13 protein-coding genes are annotated in these 17,011 nt (G+C 62.5%); 4 read left to right on the top strand and 9 right to left on the bottom strand.

The annotated features are described in order from the left end of the window. Positions 1–74 precede the first annotated feature (74 nt). Complete coding sequence (locus tag H7E91_RS12050; RefSeq protein WP_338401685.1) at positions 75–1,124, top strand: molybdenum cofactor biosynthesis protein MoaE; 1,050 nt, start codon at positions 75–77, stop codon at positions 1,122–1,124. A 261-nt stretch (positions 1,125–1,385) separates the two neighbouring features. Here H7E91_RS12050 and H7E91_RS00765 read toward each other — a convergent pair whose 3' ends face one another. Both H7E91_RS00765 and H7E91_RS00770 read right to left on the bottom strand, forming a co-directional pair. Further along, positions 1,386–2,258, bottom strand: coding sequence for a 4Fe-4S binding protein (locus H7E91_RS00765; RefSeq protein ID WP_182353153.1), 873 nt, complete (start codon positions 2,256–2,258; stop codon positions 1,386–1,388). Beyond that, positions 2,255–2,890, bottom strand: a complete 636-nt coding sequence (locus tag H7E91_RS00770; RefSeq protein ID WP_182353154.1) for a molecular chaperone TorD family protein — start codon at positions 2,888–2,890, stop codon at positions 2,255–2,257. The genes H7E91_RS00765 and H7E91_RS00770 overlap by 4 nt, the downstream gene beginning before the upstream one ends. 79 nt (positions 2,891–2,969) lie before the next feature. On the opposite strand from H7E91_RS00770, the gene H7E91_RS00775 reads away from it, so the two are divergent. Further along, on the top strand, positions 2,970–3,254 hold the full coding sequence (locus H7E91_RS00775) for a DUF6457 domain-containing protein (protein WP_182353155.1): 285 nt from the start codon (positions 2,970–2,972) through the stop codon (positions 3,252–3,254). 66 nt (positions 3,255–3,320) lie between these two features. Here the strand turns inward: H7E91_RS00775 and H7E91_RS00780 are convergent, their stop codons facing one another. The 6 genes from H7E91_RS00780 to moaA all read right to left on the bottom strand — a co-directional run bounded on the left by H7E91_RS00780 (position 3,321) and on the right by moaA (position 12,181). Next, positions 3,321–4,355 (bottom strand): dimethyl sulfoxide reductase anchor subunit family protein, encoded by a 1,035-nt coding sequence (locus H7E91_RS00780; protein ID WP_182353156.1) that lies wholly within the window; start codon positions 4,353–4,355, stop codon positions 3,321–3,323. Then, positions 4,355–4,993 (bottom strand): DMSO/selenate family reductase complex B subunit, encoded by a 639-nt coding sequence (locus H7E91_RS00785; RefSeq protein ID WP_182353157.1) that lies wholly within the window; start codon positions 4,991–4,993, stop codon positions 4,355–4,357. Before H7E91_RS00785 ends, H7E91_RS00780 begins: the two co-directional genes overlap by 1 nt. Positions 4,994–5,008: 15 nt before the next feature. Then, the gene (locus H7E91_RS00790; RefSeq protein WP_182353158.1) at positions 5,009–7,567 is read right to left on the bottom strand and encodes a DMSO/selenate family reductase complex A subunit; all 2,559 of its coding nucleotides are present in this window, start codon (positions 7,565–7,567) and stop codon (positions 5,009–5,011) included. A 417-nt stretch (positions 7,568–7,984) separates the two neighbouring features. After that, positions 7,985–10,429 carry a DMSO/selenate family reductase complex A subunit gene (locus H7E91_RS00795; protein WP_182353159.1) on the bottom strand — a complete coding sequence of 815 codons (2,445 nt, stop codon included), beginning with the start codon at positions 10,427–10,429 and terminating at the stop codon, positions 7,985–7,987. Between the two features lie 417 nt (positions 10,430–10,846). Further along, a complete protein-coding gene (locus H7E91_RS00800; RefSeq protein ID WP_182353160.1) occupies positions 10,847–11,092 on the bottom strand; it encodes a MoaD/ThiS family protein in 246 nt (81 codons plus the stop codon). Further along, the gene (gene moaA / locus H7E91_RS00805) at positions 11,093–12,181 is read right to left on the bottom strand and encodes a GTP 3',8-cyclase MoaA (RefSeq protein WP_182353161.1); all 1,089 of its coding nucleotides are present in this window, start codon (positions 12,179–12,181) and stop codon (positions 11,093–11,095) included. 170 nt (positions 12,182–12,351) lie between these two features. Here moaA and H7E91_RS00810 point away from each other — a divergent pair, with 170 nt between their 5' ends. Both H7E91_RS00810 and clpB read left to right on the top strand, forming a co-directional pair. Beyond that, positions 12,352–13,785, top strand: a complete 1,434-nt coding sequence (locus tag H7E91_RS00810; RefSeq protein WP_206680313.1) for an amidase — start codon at positions 12,352–12,354, stop codon at positions 13,783–13,785. Positions 13,786–13,911: 126 nt separating this feature from the next. Beyond that, positions 13,912–16,524 (top strand): ATP-dependent chaperone ClpB, encoded by a 2,613-nt coding sequence (gene clpB, locus H7E91_RS00815; protein ID WP_182353163.1) that lies wholly within the window; start codon positions 13,912–13,914, stop codon positions 16,522–16,524. A gap of 139 nt (positions 16,525–16,663) precedes the next feature. Here the strand turns inward: clpB and H7E91_RS00820 are convergent, their stop codons facing one another. Beyond that, positions 16,664–17,002, bottom strand: coding sequence for a nuclear transport factor 2 family protein (locus H7E91_RS00820; RefSeq protein ID WP_182353164.1), 339 nt, complete (start codon positions 17,000–17,002; stop codon positions 16,664–16,666). Positions 17,003–17,011: the final 9 nt, after the last annotated feature.

Genomic DNA, 17,011 nt, shown 5'->3' on the forward strand with positions numbered 1-17,011 from the left:
GGGACAGGCGTCATATTGCCCACTATGATCGCTGTCGCCCCCGCCCTAAGCCGGCATGACGGTAGGATGGGCGCGTGATCAGCGCTCATGTTCTCACCGTCTCGGACCGATGCTTCAGCGGTGAAAGAGAAGACCTGTCTGGACCGCTTGCAGCCGCTTTGCTTGGCGGGTGGTCGGTGTCCGTCAGCGAAACCCGGATTATCCCCGACGGAGCCGATTCCGTCCGACGTGCAATCGAGGACTCGGTGCGCGACGGAGCGCGCGTCATCGTCACAACCGGTGGCACGGGCATTTCCCCACGCGATGAGACGCCAGAAGGCACTCTCCCACTCATTACCAAGCGACTCGACGGCATTGAGTCCCTTATCCGCCAGGCTGCGAAGAACGCACCGGCCGCGCCACTGTCCCGCGCTCTTGCCGGCATCGTCACTGTCGACGGGACCGATGCGTTCGTCGTCAACGCGCCGGGCTCGCGCGGTGGCGTGACGGACACGATCAACGTTATCGGGCCGCTACTCGACCACGTCGTCGACCAGCTTGAGGGCGGCGACCACCCTGTCCCGCACCTCGCACACGACCATGGCGGCCATGTTTCCGCACTCGAGGTTCCTGCCGCGCACCATCATGGTGCGAAGGTACTACTGACCCCGCACGCGCAGGCAACCTGGGAGGCCCAGCATGCGAGTGTCCACCCGGACCACGATGCAGATGTCGTGTTCGCGACAGTGACGGCTGACCCGATCGACATGGATGAGCTCATCCGGCTCGTCGAACGATCCGAAGCCGGTGCTGTGATGACGTTCAAGGGGATCGTCCGCAACCACGATGCCGGCCGTTCAGTCGATTCAATCGACTACGAAGCTCACCCGGATGCTGGCACGGTTGTTGCCAGGGTCGCCCACGAGGTGGCCACAGCATCGGGCTGTGAGGCGATTGCCGTCGTCCACCGGTCCGGTCACCTGGACGTCGGTGACGTTGCCCTCGGCGCCGCAGTTTCCGCCGCGCACCGTGTTGAAGCGTTTAATGCGCTCAACGAGGTTGTCGAACAGGTCAAGCTTCAGCTTCCCGTCTGGAAGAAGCAGCAGTTCCCTGACGGCACGCACGAGTGGACCGGCTCAGCCTAAACCTCGACGTTGCGGGCGCGCGGGATAAGCGCACGGCGACCGCCTCCGAATCGGACTGTGACGTTTCTACGTCACGGTTGCGCCTGTGTGACGGCAAGCGACATCGCGCGAAGAGAAAACGGCCGGGTTCCTCGGAGCAGGGGTCGGTATGCGGTGTGAACCTGTGCTGAAAAGTCAGCGTGAAGAAGGCCGATCCTAACCTGACAATCACACAGGCCCCACCCGCGAAGCAGGTGGGGCCTCTCAGGTGGCTCCTCGATCTCAGAATCGGGCTCCGGGCGGCTTCGGGACACCTTCTGGCCAGCGGATCCCGAACGGGTTTTCCCGGGTCGCCCTGCACGTGGCGCACAGGGTTCCGCCCTCCCTCATGGGAAAGAACGTCTTACACCGCTCGCACTTCACCGTCGGGATCGTCTCCAACGGCCTGCGAGAGCTGTCGCCGAGCCTTGTCTCCCAGGACGTGGGGCCAGCGACAGTAAAGGCATTAACGGGGCAGAGGTCGACGCACTTGCGGCACCCGATGCACTGTGAGTCGTAGACCGCGAGGGTTGTGATGCGCCGATCAGGGCCGGTTTCGAGGTGGGACAGTTCCAGAGCATCTGTCGGGCACGCCTTGACACACACACCGCACGCCGTACATCCCGACGTCCGCAGGATGAGTCCATGTGACGGTACGTCGGCGAACACGGCTGGATCCACGCCCTCAGCATCGACAACGCCTCGCAACGCGAGGCGCTCCCGGTCCTCGGGTAGGAGGCTCTCGTCCGGCAGCGGCAAATCGGATCGTCCGAGACCGAAAAGGTCGCGTCGCGAATGCGGAACATCATCGACGCCGAACGACTCTCGAGGCTTGACTGCGGCAGTCCCAAGCCGAATCCTCTCGATTCCAGCTCCCTCAAGGATCGCCATGAGGGAGCCGAGAGGTCCCGGATCACCGTGGAGATAGACGATGGTTGCGCCGAGGCCGAGTGCCTCAAGCAACTCGTGCGACGGCACGTCCGCTAGCGGCGTTCCGAGTAGAACGGCAGGGATCTTCTTTTCCGCTACGAGCTCCGGTTCACCGGCAGCGATGAGAGCGATCGGACCGGGCTCGTTGGCCCGAAGCCAGGAGTGGAGAAGGCGGAGGCTCGTCATTCTGCTTCTGCGTAGGCGCTGATCGCACCGAGAGACAGATACATGACGCCCGAGTAAAAGTGCGTCTCTGCCGCTTCGGCGGCCTGCTCCAGCATCTGCGGCACCCATTCGTTGATGTGCTGGTGCATGAACACCGCGCCGATCCCGTAGTAGCGGGACGCATCCGTTGTCGACCCCTGGTCGAGCGCGTCAAGGCTGCGCAGGCAGGACTGGGCGATGAAGTTGAACTCAAGGCCGATGTGATCATCCGGCTCTTGATTGAGCTTCGGGGCCTGCAGGCCGAGCTTGCGGTATTCCGCGCGCACCTCGAGAGTCTCCTTATCGAAGACGAGCCGATCCTGGTTCCGGTGAACGGACTCATACGGCGGCACTTTTGCGGTTGCGGTCACCCCGTACAGGAGGTTGTGGTCGCGGCGGATGTCGGAGACAGACTCGCCCTCATCGAACGACTTACGGAGCTCGTCAAGACCGAACGCTGTGTCATCCTTCTCCTCGAGCGGCCACTCGACCAGTAACTCCTTGAGCTGGTCCAACGTTTCTTGATCGGGGGACTGCAGGTGCAGTCGGCCGAGAGTGGCGAACGCTGCGGCGAGGCGGTCAAGCGATTCGGGGGAAGGTAGGGAAGGATTCACGTTTCTCCTTAGAGGGTTCTCGAATAAGTGTAGCGTCGTGGGACAATGTGGGCATTACGCCGACGAAAGGTAGGAACAGATGGCAAGGGATACTCCTGAGAAAATGGAAGCGATGAGGAGCTGGCTTTCGGCTGTCGCCGAGGAGCTCAACATCGCTCCCGAGGTCATGGCGGAGGCCGAGGCCCCGCTACTCCAGCTCATCGGAAAGATCGCGTACGGTCCCTCGCGGCCGGGTGCCCCGCTTACTGCGTTCCTTATCGGCATGGCGGTCGGCCAAGGCGAAGGTGAGTCCACCGCCCTCATCGCCAAAATTAAGGCACTCGTCGACGAGTACATGAAGGACCGAGCTCCTCATCAGGAGTGATTTGACGTCTCGTCTGCAGAAGAGAAGGGCGGCACCGGTCGGTGCCGCCCTTCCTTTCTGTCAGGACTACATACCCACTCGGAAGAGAGTGTCGTAGTGGACCGAGCGGCCCATGAACTCTGAGACAGTCGCGATCACGAGAGCCGACACCATGAGGATCATCATGGTATTCGGGGTGGTGAACTCCTGGTTCGCGGACTTGAAGGTGTACACAGCAAGCAGGACAGCGGCGATGCCGAGCAAAGCGAGACGGACGAGGAAGAATCCGGTCTGGTACTGCTCAGCGGCGAGCTGCTGCTCGGCAACACCGGTTGCGAGACCGGTGATGTGGAAGATGTAGCCGATGAAGATGGCGACACCGATGACGACCGAGGTGATGGCGATCCAGCGGATGATCGTCTGCGCGGCCTTGACGTCCTTCGAGGTCGCGGTGATCGGCTCGCGGGTCATTGTCGCGGCCCGAACGCGGGTCCGCTCAAGCAGGCCCACTCCACCGTCCGTACGGACAGGGGGATCGACCTCGGTGAACTCGTCACCGTTGTTGAGCTTCTCGGCGTTCTTGAAACGGAGCGACATATGGATGAGGATTGCCGATCCGACAGCGAGACCACCGAGGAGGAAGGTCGTCGCGAAGAACTGGAAGGGAACGGCCCAGGTGTTCCACGCGGGAATCGTCTCGACCGTGTAGTAGATCATCGACATCGAGTAGATGAGAACAAGGCCGACGACTGCAGCGAGTCCAGCGATGATCTGACGGATCGCGTGGCTACCGATCTTGAACCACTGCATGATGGCGAACAGGAAGCCAAGGGCGGCGAAGCCGACGCCGAAGATAATCTCACGGGACAGCCAGGACGAGTCCCAGTTCCTAATGACGTTAAACATGTTCGACACGTCGTTCATGTGGAACATGGAGGCGATAAGGCCGAGCACGAGAGTCGGGCCGATCGCGTAGATCGCCGGGTCGGTGATCCGTTCGATGGTGTCACGGCCGTACTTCGGAATGCCGAGAACGTTGATCACACCGAGCGCGACGAATGCGCCGACGCTCAGCTGCGCCAGGACCGTGAAGAGGATCATGGGGAGTTCGTGGAGGTTCATCAGATTTCCTTCGGGTTCGCAATGGCGCCGGACTGCGAGTCCCAGGACTGGGCGTCGCGGTGCGGGTTGATCACCAGGCGCGGGTTGGTCACGGACGGATCCGGGAGCGGGGCGATGTTGTCTGTCGTTCCGTACTGCTCACGCAGCTCGTCGATCGGACCCCAGTCGAGCGCACGCGACGGGCAGGCCGACACACAGGCCGGATCCTGACCGGTCGACCTGTAGTCGTAGCAGAGGTCGCACTTGGTCATCTGACCAGTGTCTGCGTTGAACTGCGGCGCGGAGTAGGAGCATGCCCACTCGCAGTAGCGGCATCCGACGCACTTGTCGGCGTCGACGTAGACCGTGCCATCTTCGCGGCGCGACATCGCGGTGGTCGGGCAGACCTCCATGCAGATGGCGTCCTCGCAGTGGTTGCATGCGATCGACGTGTAGTAGGTGAAAATATTTGGAGTGAACGTGTTTCCTGACTGCTGCCAGGAGCCACCCGAGTATTCGACGACGCGCCGCCAGTTAACGCCGACCGGAAGGTCGTGCTTATCTTTACAGGCGACCTGGCAGGCCTTACAGCCCGTGCACAGTGTCTGGTCGAAGAAGAACCCGTAGTTCGCTCCAGCTGTTACTTCAGCGGTAGCCATTTCTATTTACCTCTTTCAGGCCTTGACGACGTTGGCAATTGTTGTGTGCACGGCGTTGCCCTTTGCTAGCGGCGACGGGTGGTGCGACGTGAGGGTGTTGACCGAACCGGCGATGTCGACCGGCAGGTCAGGGTTGGCATCCGACGGGGCCTTGACGTCGGACTTCGGGTCGAACCAGGCGCCCTGGGGGATGGACAGCGTGCCTGGGACGATGCGCTCGGTCACCTTCGCAGGCAACCTGACGGTTCCGCGCTCGTTGTAAACGAACACCTCATCGTCGTTCTTGATGCCGCGCTTGGCAGCGTCAACCGGGTTGATCCACACCGACTGGGTGTGCGCTTCCTTCATCCAGTCAACGTTGCCGTAGCTGGAGTGGGTGCGGGCCTTGTAGTGGTGGCCGATGACCTGGAGTGGGTACTTCTCCGAGGAGCGAGCCTCGTGTACGCCTTCCCAGACCTCGGTGTATTCGGGCAGTGCGGTCAGCTTGTCGCCCTCGAGCTCGGGCCGGAAGACGCCGAACTCCCACTTCTCAGCCATGGCTGCGAGGCGGCTCGAGTAGACCTCGATCTTGCCGGAGGGGGTCGGAAGCGGGTTCGCTTCGGGATCCTCGCGGAAGTCGGCGGCCGACACGATCGGGCCAGCGTTCCTGCGGTAGATTCCCATCTCCTTCCACTCCTCGTAGGTCGGAAGCTCAGGATCTGCCTCACGGCTGGCATCGATGGTGGCCTGGAGCCACTCTTCGCGAGTCTTGCCGCCCGTGAACTCGTCCTTGATGCCGAGCCTGTCGGCGAGCTCGGTGCAGATGTCGTACATCGACTTGCACTCGTACAGCGGGTCGATCGCCTGGGTAGAGATGATGCCGTAGGCCATGGGGCCCGAGCCCTCGCCAGGGTGGATGTCGGCTTCCTCGGCGGTGGACGTGCCGGGGAGGAGGTAGTCGGAGTAGCGGGCCGAGACCGTGTACTGGATATCGCAGGTCACGACCAGCTCGGCGAGCGACTCATCCTGGAGGAGCTTGACAGTGCGGTTGTTATCGCCGGTCTGGTTGACGAGCGAGTTCGAGCCGTACTGGAATAGAGCCTTGATCGGGACCTCGAGGCTGATGTTCGTCGGGTTGCCATCGTCGTCGACCGGGACCTTGTTGGCGCGGACACCGGGGGCGACCTTCTCGCACACACCTGCGTTGAAGGTGTTGAGAGCGGGGCCGTGCTCGATGGCGTCCATCCAACCGAAGACCGAGATGATCTTGTTCGATGCGTTGGGCTTCATCTCCGTGTAGAAGGGGCTGGCGATGCCGAGACCCTGAGCGGATTCGCGGGCGCCGGTGCCGCCGCCAGCGATACCGACGTTGCCGGTCACTGCTGCGAGGAGGAAGATTGCGCGAGCGGTGTTCTCACCGTTGGCGTGACGCTGCGAGCCCCAACCCTGCGTGATCGCGGCCGGCTTTGCGTTGGCGATCTCACGAGCGAGCTGCCTGATCTTCTGGGCCGGAACGCCGGTGATGTCGGATGCCCACTCGGGGGTCTTCTCGACACCGTCCGTGCCCTTGCCCTCAATGTAGGAGCGGTACGACGAGTTCTTGGGAGCGCCCTCGGGGAGGGTGTCCTCGTCGAAGCCGACGCAGTACTTGTCGAGGAAGTCCTGATCCTGCAGATCCTCTTCCAGCATGACGTGGATCATGCCGGCGATGAGCGCGGCATCCGTGCCGGGGCGCAGGCCGACCCATTCGTCGCCGAGGACCGCAGCGGTCTCCGAGTAGCGCGGATCGATGATGATCGTGCGGACTCCGGAGATTTCCTTCGTCTTCTGGGTGACGAACAGCTGGCTCGCTCCACCCATGCGGGTTTCGAGCGGGTTGTTGCCGAACATGACCTGAAGCTTCGAGTTCTTTGCATCGTCGAAGGAGTTCGAGGAGAGCCAGGTTCCGTAGAAGTACGGGTAGGCCTGGGTGATGAGGGCGGTCGAGTAATCCGAGTAGTGGTCGAGGTAACCGCCGTAGTAGTTGAGCATCCTGGCGAGCGGGCTCTGGTCCGGAGGCCAGGAGGACGACATGACGGTGCCGAGCACGCCGGTGCCGTACTGGATGTAGAAGGCTTCGTTACCGTAGCGCTCCTTGATGTCTTCCATCTTCTCTGCGATCTCGTCGAGAGCCTGCTCCCATGAGATCTCTTCCCACTGCTCGTCGCCACGCTTTGTGCCGGGCACGCGCTTCATCGGCTTCTTAAGACGGTCGGGGTTGTAGATGCGGTGACGCTGCGAGCGGCCGCGGACACAGGCGCGAACCTGCTGGTTGCCGAGCTCGTTGTCGCCCGTGTTGTCAGGCAGGACACGGACAACCGTGCCGTCCTTGACCTGGAGGCGGAGGGGGCAGCGGGACCCGCAGTTGACGGTGCAGGCAGACCAGACGGTCGCGTCCGCATTGTCAATACCCTCCGCGGCGTTAGCCACTGTGCTGGGCATACCGAGGTGAGCAGCAGTCGCGACGAGGGCGGCTGTGCCACCAGCGACTCCAGACCACTTCACAAAGGAGCGACGGGAAAGCCCGTGTCTCCCTCTAGCTTCAACAATAGACATTGTTAACCTCCCAAGGTTTTTTGTTAGTTGTCGAACTAATCGCAGTTTTGCTGGAGAAATTAAGAACCGTCTAGGACCTTCGTCTAACGCCCGGGATTTCTCATTTGGCCTGGTTTGCCAAAAGCATCTCGTTATCGAGATACCGCTCTAACCTGCGGAAATGTCGCAGTCTGGGAGTGTGCAGGGAGGAGGCTCAAGACATAGGTGGTCCTCGTCGCGCGAAAGTAGCATGCCTTAATTAAGGCAACACCGTGTTGCGGAAATGGTTTAGGCCGTGTGTGTCATCGGTGGGGAGCGAGAGAGGCGCCCGAGGTGGGCAGGCAAATCCCGGCGAATATCGCGACAGCGTTCTCGAGAAGAAAAAAAGGGGATGGTTCCCAGGAAACCCGGAAACCATCCCCAGAAGGCTAAGGCGCGTCAAGCCCTGCTGTGGAGTTCAATCTGAACGAGCGAGGTGTGGCCCGGATTGCCCTTCGCGAGCGGTGACGGATGGTACTTCATGACCGTGTTGACGTTGCCGCCGAGATCGACACCGTCCTTATCTGGCGCGTACCAGGCCCCCTGCGGGACAGAGACGACGCCGGGGGCGATGCGCGGGGTGACACGAGCTTCGGTCCGAAGCCGGCCGCGCGGGCTGAACACGTCGACGGTGTCGCCGTTCTCAATGTCCCGTTCGGCTGCGTCTTTCGGGTTGATCCACACCATCTGCGGATGCGCTTCGAGGTTCATCGCCAGGTTCGCGTACGACGAGTGCGTGCGCCCCTTGTAATGATGGGCGATGCACTGGAGGGGGTAGTCCTTGTTCTCCCTAGACTCGAGAGCCCCCTCCCACGTGTCGATGTGTTCGGGCAGCGCGGTGAGCTTATCGCCTTCCGTAACGCCCTCGAACACCCATGTGTCCGCCAATTCCGCAAGCTGTGCCGAGTAGATCTCGATCTTGCCCGACGGTGTCATGAGCGGGTTTTCCTCGGGGTCCTCACGGAACTCCTTCATCGCGACCGTCGTGCCATCCGGGTTGTGATGGCGGTACACGCCTAATTCCTCGAGCTCCTCCTCCGTGGGGAAGTCGGGGAAGGCGGCCCGGGTCTCGTCGAACAGCCACGTGCGCCACTCTTCTTGGCTACGACCCTGCGTGAACTCATCCTCGATGCCGAGACGCTTCGCGATCTCCGTGCACATTTCGTACCCGGTCTTCGTATCGTAGAGAGGTTCGATTACCTTGCCGCCCCACATGGCCCAGCCCATGTCGCCACAGTTGCCTCCGGGCATGAGGTCGTTCTCCTCGAAGTTCGTTGTCGATGGAAGGACGATATCGCCCCAGTCACAGGACGGTGTCCACTGGTGGTCGATGACAACGATGAACTCGCACTTGCTGTCGTCTCCCAAGGCGTCCTGGGTGACGTGGACGTCGTTGTGCTGGTTGATGAGGGTGTTCGACGCGTTGACGACCATGAGCTTGATGCCGACGTCGAGCCTCTCCTTGCCACGCACCCCATCCTTCACGTCCGTCATTGACGGACCGTCATTGATCGCATCAATCCAGTTGAAGCAGGAGATCTGGGTGCTCACCGGGGGCGCCTCACCGTCGAATAGAGGGAACTGCGCGACAGGGATCTTGTAGTTGCCCTCGCGAGCGCCGTTGCCGCCGCCCTTGATGCCGATCTGACCAATTGCGGCCGCGAGAGTGAAGACGGCGCGTGCAGCGTTCTCGCCGTTGGCATGTCGCTGCACTCCCCAGCCCTGCGTGACCGCGCATGGCTTCGTTGTTGCGATCTCGCGAGCGAGCCGACGAATCCGGTCAGCGGGAACGCCCGTGATGTCGGCTGCCCATTCGGGGGTCTTCTCGATTCCGTCCGAACCCTTGCCCTCGAGGTAGGCACGGTAGGAGGAGTTCTCGGGCGCCCCCTCGGGAAGGGTGTCCTCATCGAAGCCCACGCAGTACGTGTCAAGGAAGTCCTGATCCTGAAGGTCCTCCGTGATCATCGTGTGAATCATGCCCGCGATAAGAGCAGCGTCTGTGCCAGGCCGAACCGGAACCCACTCGCCATCAGCGTCGATCGCCGTGTCGTTGTATCGCGGATCAATCGAGATCGTCCGCACGCCGAAGTCCTGTCGAATCTTCTGGACGACGCCGAGTTCGCCACCGCCTGACATGCGGGTCTCCAGCGGGTTATTGCCGAACATGACCTGCAGGGCGGAGTGCTGCGCATCCTCCAGCGAGTTCGAGGCGAGCCAGGCTCCGTAATGGAAGGGGTATGCCGCGGTGATCTGTGCGGTCGAGTAGTCGCCGTACTGGCCGAGATAGCCGCCGTAGGTGTTGAGGAGGCGCGGCCATGTGCCGCGCTTCGTGATGTTGCCGCCGGTCGAGCCGGAGCCATAGTGATACCAGATGGCCTCGTTGCCGTAGTCATCTTTGATGCGCTTAAGCTCGGACGCGATCGTGTCGAAGGCTTCTTCCCAGGAGATCTCTTCCCATGTGCCCTCACCACGCTTGCCAACGCGCTTGACCGGCTTCTTTATGCGATCGGGGGAATAGATCCGTTCACGCTGGTTGAGGCCGCGCACGCATGCCCGGATTTGCAAGTCACCCAGCTCAGCGGAACCCGTATTGTCGGGTAGGACGCGCACGACCGTGCCGTCCTTGACCTGGAGGCGTAGGGGGCAACGGGACTGACAGTTCGCAAGACATACGTTCCAGATTGTTGCATCCACCCCCTCCATCCCATCAGCTGCGGCTGCGGGCGTGACCGCCGGCATTCCGACATGTGCGGCAGTGGCGACAAGTGCTGCAGATCCTCCTGCAACGCCGGACCACTTCATGAATGATCGTCTAGATACCCTGCGGTCCGTTACGGAAGCCATGAGAACTCCTTTGTGTGTGGCGTGACTTCAGGTTCTCGGTTCTCCCCAGGCAAAAGGAGGGCTTAAGGTCCCACGACAATCGTCCAAATTCGCGCAAGACGCAACGGCAAAATGGCGAGATGGCAGGGTTTCGCTCGCTCCCGCACAGGTCGTGACCGAATTAGTGAACTATTTGCCGAATATATTTTCATTACGTCACGTGCTCGTTGCGGATATGCCGTTTCGAAGGTGTCCCTCGCGCGACGAGGCGCGCGGAGCGGAGCCGCCACGTGGTTCTCAACCAGAGCCCTCTGCGAGAGATGCAAACTGTGCCTGGTGCCGCGTTCAGTTGCGTCATTGACCGGCGGGCAGAAGCCCGCAGGCAGATAGAAGAATCGGCCGACCCAGAGGCCGACCGATCCACGAACGAGTTTTGACTTAACCACCCGCGAACGGGGGGAGCACGTCGACTTTCGCCTTTTCGGGAAGAACCGTGATGTCATCGGCGCTCACGCCGTTGACGAGCAGGGCTGAAATGCCGACAAGGCGTGAGAACTCGCCAGGTCGTTGCTGCGCCAACTGGGAGCGTAGCTGGCCCGCCGTCATGCCATCCGGGATCGTCACAAGCTCTGTCGGGGTGCCTGCGGCCTCCGCTACAGAAGCGAAATAGCGAATCTCTACCATTTATCCACCTATTGCACTCATGGGGCGATCCGGCTGAAGGAAGCCCTCGTCGTCGATGCCGTGCCCGGCCTTCTTGATCCACATTGCCCCGCGCCAGCGGTCCGCGATCTCGTCGTCACTCGCGCCGGTTCTCATCATGCCCATGAGATCGACTTCCGAGTCTCCGAAGAGGCAGTTGCGGATCCTGCCGTCGGCAGTCAGGCGGGTCCGATCACATGTGCCACAGAAGGGGCGCGTGACCGAGGCGATGATGCCGACATTGCCGGTTGGGTGATGGGGGCTGGTTGCCTGCCACAGCTCAGCGGGCGAGGTGCCGCGCACCGTATCTCCAAGCGGGGTGAGCTCGAACTCTGTCTCGAGCATGCCGAGGATGTCCTCCGCGGTAATCATGTCGCTGCGCTTCCAGGATCCGCGCGGCCCGAGCGGCATGTACTCAATGAACCGAAGCTCGTAGCCGTGATCAAGACAGAACTTGAGAAGTGGCACGGCCTGATCGTCGTTGACGCCCGGCATCAGGACAGCATTGATCTTGACAGGGGTGAGGCCGACCTCGTGGGAGACCCTCGCGCCGTCGACCGCGTCCTTGAGTCGGTCGCGCCGCGTGAGTTTCGCGTACACCTCGCGGTCGATCGAATCGATGGAGATGTTGACCCGGTCAAGGCCCGCCGCCTTAAGCTTCGTCGCCCTCTTGGCAAGCCCCAACGCATTGGTCGTGAGCGACAACTCGGGCTTGTTCCCGAGATGATTCGTCATCTTGGCGGCTTCGCCGACGATCGCTTCGAGGCCCTTGCGTAGTAGCGGCTCCCCGCCGGTGAAACGGACTTCCTCGATCCCGAGGTGGGTGAGGGAGATGTGGATGAGGCGGACAATCTCGTCGTCAGTCAGTAGCCGATCATTAGGCAGCGGATCGATTCCCTCCGCGGGCATGCAGTACTGGCATCGCAAGTTGCACTTGTCAGTCAGCGACACTCGCAAATCTCGGCCAAGCCGGCCGAAACGGTCGGTGAGGAGCGGTGTATCGGGACGGCTCGCGACGTCCGGCACATCGCTACGCACGGACGGGATACCCAGGACGACACTTCCACTCATGCCTACAAGATATGGCAGAGTGCCCAATTTCTCCAGGTTTGCATGTGGAAATGGGTGTTGGTCGCACCACGCGTGTCGGACCAATGGAGCCGCGCTAGGGACCTCAGTCTCACGGAAGATTGCCAATTCTGTGACGTTGCCTGCACCGTAGGATGAGCGGAGGAGGTTCTATGACGATCCATAAACTGAGCGCGCTCGACCTCGCGGCGACCATCAAAGCCGGCGAGGTATCGGCCCACGACGTGCTCGACCACACCCTTGCCCGCATCGCCGCCTTCCCGCAGGTGGGGGCGTTCGCTCATGTGACCGAGCAGCTCGCACGCGAGCAGGCCGATGAGACGGACATCCGGGTCGCCGCAGGGAAGGCTCGCCCATTTGACGGGGTGCCGCTCCCCATTAAGGACGCCACTCCCGTCGCTGGCCAGCCCTGGGAGCAGGGTGCTGCCATCTACGTCGGAAACATCGCCGAGGCGGATGACGGGGTTGTCACCCTTCTCAAGGAGGCTGGCACGCTCACGGTCGGGAAGACCTCGGCTCCGGAGTTCAGCTTCCCCGCCTACACAGAGCCCGAGATCGGCCCGCCAGCACGGTGCCCCTGGGATGTGACGCGCACGGCGGGAGGATCATCAGGTGGAGCGGCGGCCGCGGTCGTGACCGGGATGGTGCCCGCCGCCCACGCCTCGGATGGCGGGGGCTCCATCCGCATCCCTGCTGCAGCCTGTGGCGCGGTCGGCTTCAAGGCCTCCCGCGGGGTTGTCTCACCAGGTCCGACGGGAGTGAGCGGATCCGGCCTCACAACCCACGGTGTCATTACCCGCACCGTTGAAGATTCAGCGGCACTGCTCGACGTCCTCGCAGTCCGCTGGCCGGGGGAGAGCTATCACCCGCCGCGCGATGAGGTGCTCGATCTTGCTGGCAGCTACCTCGATGCGAGCAGGAAGAGCACCGGCCTGCTCCGGGTCGGGCTCCTCCTCGAGCCGCTCAATGTCGACTCGGTCGATCTCCATCCCTCAGCCGAGGCGGCTGCCCTGCGGCTTGCCGGCACACTCGAGTCTCTCGGACATTCGGTGACAACGGTAGCGCGGCCCTTCCCTCCGAAGGACTGGCTAGCCTTTATGCCCCTGTGGACCGGCGCGGCTGCCGCAATTCCGCTATCAACGCAGGATGAAGGCAATGTCACCGAACTGACACGGTGGCTACGGGACGAGGGTCGGAAGCTGAGCGCCGCCGACTTCGCGGTTGCCATGAGCGCGGTTCAGTCCCTGACCCGAAAAGCCGCGAACGGTTGGGCTGATGTCGATATCGTTCTCACGCCAACGCTGTCCGGCCCGCCCGCGTACCCCGGTGACATGAAGGTGCCGGATGGGCGGGCCGACTTCGATGCGCAGATGAGGTTCACGCCGTGGGCGAGCGTGTGGAACATGACGGGTAACGCGTCAATCACGCTCCCCGTTCACAGGGCAGAGGTCGACGGCGTTGAGCTACCCTTCGGTGCGATGCTCGGCGCGGTTCGGCCAGGCGCGGATGCGCTCCTCCTCTCCCTCGCTCGCGATATTGAAGAGGCAGATCCTTGGCCGACCATCCGCGAACCAACCGGCTCCTGATGTGCTCACGGGCGGACTGAGGGCCGGACGGCGTGCGAGAGAGGTCACGTTCAAGGTTGAGTGGAATAGACTCAAGTTTATCTGCGTTCCAGCATATGAAGCATTACGACATTCACAAGGAGTTTCATGGATAAGCTGACAACCAAGTCGCAGGAGGCTATCTCCTCCGCGCTGGAGATGGCAGTCCGGGCTGGTAATCCTCAGCTCGAACCTGTTCATCTCCTTGCCGCCCTTCTCGGACAGAACGCCGGTGTCGCCATCGGCATGCTCGACGCGATTGGCGTTGATAGGGGCGCGCTCGGCCAGCGTGTGCAGGCGGCCCTCACGGCGCTTCCGGGCGCACAGGGCAGTTCAGTCGCACAGCCAGCCGCCTCCCGTCCCCTCAGCCTCGTCCTGTCGGACGCGGGCAAGGAGGCAACCGCCCTCGGCGACGCCTACGTGTCAACCGAGCATCTGCTCATGGGGCTAGCGGCCTCGCAGTCGAGCGCGGGAGACATTCTTCGTTCCGCCGGTGCGAGCCGTGAACAGCTGCAGGGCGTTCTCGGTCAGGTTCGCGGCGGTCGTACGGTTGATTCCCCCGACCCGGAGGAGACGTACGACGCCCTCGAGAAGTACGGTCAGGACCTCACCCAGATCGCACGCGAAGGTAAGCTCGACCCCGTTATCGGCCGAGATACCGAAATCCGTCGCGTCATCCAGGTGCTGTCGCGCCGCACAAAGAACAATCCCGTCCTCATTGGCGAGCCCGGTGTCGGTAAGACCGCCGTCGTCGAGGGGCTCGCCCAGCGCATCGTCGATGGGGACGTGCCCGAGTCACTGCGCGACAAGCGACTCATCGCACTCGATATCTCCGCGATGGTCGCGGGTGCGAAGTACCGCGGCGAGTTCGAGGAGCGCCTCAAGGCGGTTCTCCAGGAGATCAAGGATTCCGACGGGGAGATCGTCACTTTTATCGATGAGCTCCACACGGTTGTCGGTGCGGGCCGCAGCTCGGATGGGTCGATGGATGCGGGCAACATGCTCAAGCCCATGCTCGCTCGCGGTGAGCTCCGCCTTGTCGGGGCCACCACCCTTGACGAGTACCGGGAGAACATCGAAAAGGACCCGGCCCTCGAGCGGCGTTTCCAGCAGATTTTCGTTGGTGAACCATCGGTCGAGGACACTGTCGCGATCCTTCGCGGTATTGCCCCCAAGTACGAGGCCCACCACAAGGTGACGATCTCAGATGGCGCGCTTGTGGCAGCTGCAGAGCTGTCCGATCGCTATATTTCCGGCCGCCAGCTTCCCGACAAGGCGATCGACCTCGTCGATGAGGCTGCGTCGCGGTTGCGCATGGAACTTGACTCCTCGCCCGAGGAGATTGACACCCTCCAGCGTCAGGTTGACCGGCTGAAGATGGAGGAGTCCTACCTGCTCGACACTCTTGGCGACGATGAGAGTGGCGCCGAACGGCTCGAGAAGATTCGCAGTGAGCTCGCCGACAGGTCGGAGGATCTGGCCGCACTCAACGCCCGCTGGGAGAACGAGAAAGCCGGCCGTAACCGCGTCGGTGATTTGAAGGTCAAGCTCGATGAGCTCCGAACGGAACTCGAGCGAGCGATCCGCGAGGGTCGCTACGAGGATGCTGGCCGTATCCAGAACGGCGACATCCCGGAGGTAGAGCGTCGGATCGCCGAAGGCGAGGCCGATGAGTCCCCTGACGATGGGCTCGAACCGATGATCGCTGAGCATGTCGATGCTGATGAGATTGCTCAGGTCGTTGCCGCCTGGACGGGCATCCCCGTCGGCCGGCTCCTCGCGACCGAGACCGAGAAGCTCCTCCACATGGAGGACGTCATCGGCCAGCGCCTCGTCGGTCAGAAGGAGGCCGTCGCCTCCGTGTCGGACGCCGTGCGGCGTAGCCGCGCGGGCGTCGCGGACCCGAACCGGCCCACTGGCTCGTTCCTGTTCCTCGGCCCGACCGGCGTCGGCAAGACGGAGCTCGCGAAGTCGCTCGCGGACTTCCTCTTCGACGATGAGCGGGCCATGGTCCGGATCGACATGTCTGAGTACTCGGAGAAGCACTCGGTCGCCCGTCTCGTCGGTGCCCCTCCGGGCTACGTCGGCTACGAGGAGGGCGGTCAGCTGACCGAGGCGGTGCGCCGCAGGCCCTACGCCGTCGTCCTCCTCGACGAGGTCGAGAAGGCCCACCCGGAGGTCTTCGACATCCTCCTCCAGGTGCTTGACGACGGACGGCTGACCGATGGTCAGGGTAGGACGGTCGACTTCCGCAACGTCATCCTCATTCTCACCTCGAACCTCGGCTCGCAGTTCCTCGCGGACCCGACGCTGAGCGAGGAGGAGAAGAGGGCCGCCGTCGACAGGACAGTCCAGGGAGCCTTCAAGCCGGAGTTCCTCAACCGTCTCGACGACATCGTCCACTTCAGCCCGCTCGGCATGAGCGAGATCGCGAGCATCGTCGAGCTTCAGGTCAAGCACCTGGCCGAGCGCCTCGAAAGCCGCCGGATCACGCTCGATGTCACCCCGAGTGCGCGGGACTATCTAGCGGTCGAGGGATACGATCCCGCCTACGGCGCCCGGCCGCTCCGCCGCCTCATCCAGCGGGAGATCGGCGACGAGCTCGCCAGGCTCATCCTCGCCGGCACCGTCAGCGATGGCGATACCGTCATGGTTGATTCGCCTGAAGAGCTTGGTCAGGGCATGTCACTCACTGTTGTCTCCCCGGAGACGGCACTTTAAGAACTGCCAGAGAGGAGGGGCCAACCGCACCGCGCGGTTGGCCCCCTCCGCTCTGGCGGTGCGGCATGCACGAGGGGAGTGAGGGATGTGACGAAGCTCGGTCAGCTCCGCCACGTCCGAGAAAAGCAAGGCCCGGTTCTCACACAAGCGGTGTCTGCTGGTGAAGTACGAGTTGCCACTGCGTGACTCGCTCGTACGTCGACACCATGTCGGCCGAATACGTTTGACCTTCGCGACTGCCGGTGAAGCGATAAATGATCGCTGCCGCATCGGTTCCCAGCATCCGCAAGGTGACATTGGTCAGCGCATACTCGTCCCAGGGCGGGGACTGCTTGAGCCCCGCGATTGCCTCGTCCAGGGACGCGACCATGCTCGGCATGATGAAGAGAGCATCGGGCCGATAGGTCTGCCGGTAGAACTCGGTGTCCCCAGTCGAAAGTCGCTGTTCGTTGGTCAGTAGGTCATCGATGAGTGCCATGCCAGCACT

The organism is Flaviflexus huanghaiensis (genome assembly GCF_014118685.1).
GTDB classification, from domain to species: Bacteria; Actinomycetota; Actinomycetes; order Actinomycetales; family Actinomycetaceae; genus Flaviflexus; species Flaviflexus huanghaiensis.